2 protein-coding genes are annotated in these 2,054 nt (G+C 50.3%); both read left to right on the top strand.

Translation table 11 applies throughout. The features are described from left to right. Positions 1-695: hypothetical protein (locus AC04L7_RS17450; protein ID WP_475513537.1), on the top strand; the 695-nt coding region annotated here is incomplete at its 5' end. Further along, positions 685-1,278 carry a hypothetical protein gene (locus AC04L7_RS17445; protein ID WP_435998087.1) on the top strand — a complete coding sequence of 198 codons (594 nt, stop codon included), beginning with the start codon at positions 685-687 and terminating at the stop codon, positions 1,276-1,278. The genes AC04L7_RS17450 and AC04L7_RS17445, both read left to right, overlap by 11 nt. The last annotated feature ends 776 nt before the right edge of the window (positions 1,279-2,054 follow it).

The raw sequence follows: 2,054 nt of genomic DNA, 5'->3' as shown, positions 1-2,054 counted from the left end.
ATGCTGTCCAGTTGGCAGCTGCGAAGAAAGGTATAGCTAAGAAGGCTGCAAGTGACGAGGCTCTCTATCGATTTAGAGTTCTTTTGTTTGGAAAAGCTGTGATTGTTGAGAAGGCGGGTAACACTTCGGCCGTTCAAGTGCTGCCTCACCTTCTCAAAACGATAATTCGAAACGTTCTAAAAGATCCAAAGCACCCTGTTCCTCATCTCGTCAATGTTGGTTCTGAGCGCTTGGATAGCATCATTGCGTCGAAAGGTGGTGTAGATAAGGTTGTTGCCTCAATACTCGTGCCGAAAGTGAAGTCAACAAACAAGTTTGCCAAGCTGCTGTCTGGTGTCAGGAAAGGTATTCGCGGTGCGGATAAGGTTCAAATTAGTTGGTCTTCTGATGATTCAAATTTGAACGAAAAAGACGTTGACGCAATTTTCGATGAATTTGAAGACGAAGAAGCTATCGACAATGTCAAGATTGTTTTTCCTGGTGGAACATCAGTCACCGATTTGAGTCAGTATCGCGAACAAGAGCGTTACACCATAGGTGCTGACATGTTTGGTAGGCCCTACGCAAATGAGGTTCATGAGGCATTAGTCCATTACAGCATCGCATTGAGAAATCCGAAGAAGAAGGGGCCGTTGAATGTGGATGGCGACCTAAGGGATGGGTACTACCTCGCAGGGTCGGATGATGAAGATTAAGAATCTTCTCGTTCCTGATGAGTGGTTGGCTGCCGCTGAGGCTGGTCATGATTTATGGGGTACATTGGCTAAGACAGCTCATGGGGTAGCAAAGACTTTCTGGTCATTACTGATTCCTTTTGGGCTTGGTTCATTATTTTTTTATCTATTCAATAAGTATGTGTACGGAGTATTGCCATTGCTAGACGGCGATCTTCTGCGGGCAGCGTTGACTGTTCTTGCAATTCTTTCCGGATTTATGATTACAACAATATTGTTTACTGGGAAGCCAAATGGGTTGTCTGCATTAAGCAGTGATGAGTTACAAACCGTGCGGGACAAAGTTTCGTACTTGGTTCTATCTCAGTGCATTACTCTTGTTTCCCATATATTTTCTTCATTATTTTGTCTTTTTTCTGTCGCCATAAGCGCGGACGGCGCGCATCTTCCTCTATGGGTTGGCGTTGTCTGGGCGGGACTTGTTTGCAATTCGCTATTGAGGGCGATGATTCTTCCGCTTCAGATATGGGAAGTTCACGCATTTTCTCTTGATGTAGAGATATCGGAACGATTGAAGAGCGAGCAAGCGAGACTGAGGGATTAACCCTACGTGTGGTGGCGTAGTCGGTTGCGGGGCTGTGAGAGCGCATCTCGTAGGGTGGGCCTTGGCTCACCGGTTTGCGTTGGGAAGGTGTCGGATTTGTCCGAGACCGATGCGCTGGCTGGGACGACAGCGCACAAGTCATGACGCAGGCACGTTGCGGTCATGTCAAACTACCGCCGCTCATCGTTTCCAGGCGGCACCTACTTCTTCACCGTGAACCTGCTGGAGCGCCGTCGTCGCTTGTTGGTCGCTCGTGCCGACTTGCTGTGCGAAGCATTCCGCACAGCGAGGGCGGCACGACCATTCGACGTGCTGGCCCTCGTGATGTTGCGCGACCACCTGCATGGCGTGTGGCGGTTGCCTGATGCGACGCCGATAATGCCAACCGCTGGGCGCAGATCAGATCCGATTTCAGCCGGGCGTTGCCCATCCACGAACGTCGATCATCGCGGCGTATCGCCCGCCGGGAGGGCGTAGGGTTGGCCCTGGCCCACCTTCTTCTCACACAAACATCCTCGCGACAGCCAAAAAGGGCCTCACATGACCCTCCGAGAGGGTTTCTTCTAACACTTACGGTGTCTCTTCTCTCACTAAAGCTGTCGCGAGACCGAAAAAGGTCCAACGTTCCGCCTAAATCGGTGTTTCTTCTCTCACTAAGGTCCAACGTTCCACCTCAGAGGGTGGTTCTTCTCTCACTAACGGTGTCGCGACACCGAAAAACATCCAACGTTTCACCAAAGAGGTGCATGCGTCAGCGGAAGAGGGTGGTTCTACTC

This window comes from Pseudoxanthomonas sp. LjRoot204_2, from assembly GCF_056175765.1.
This window is presented reverse-complemented; position numbering and strand designations above follow the sequence as displayed.

Coding starts and splice junctions, on each gene's coding strand:
- AC04L7_RS17445 (WP_435998087.1), top strand. CDS start 685: ATGAAGATTAAGAATCTTCTCGTTCCTGATGAGTGGTTGGCTGCCGCT.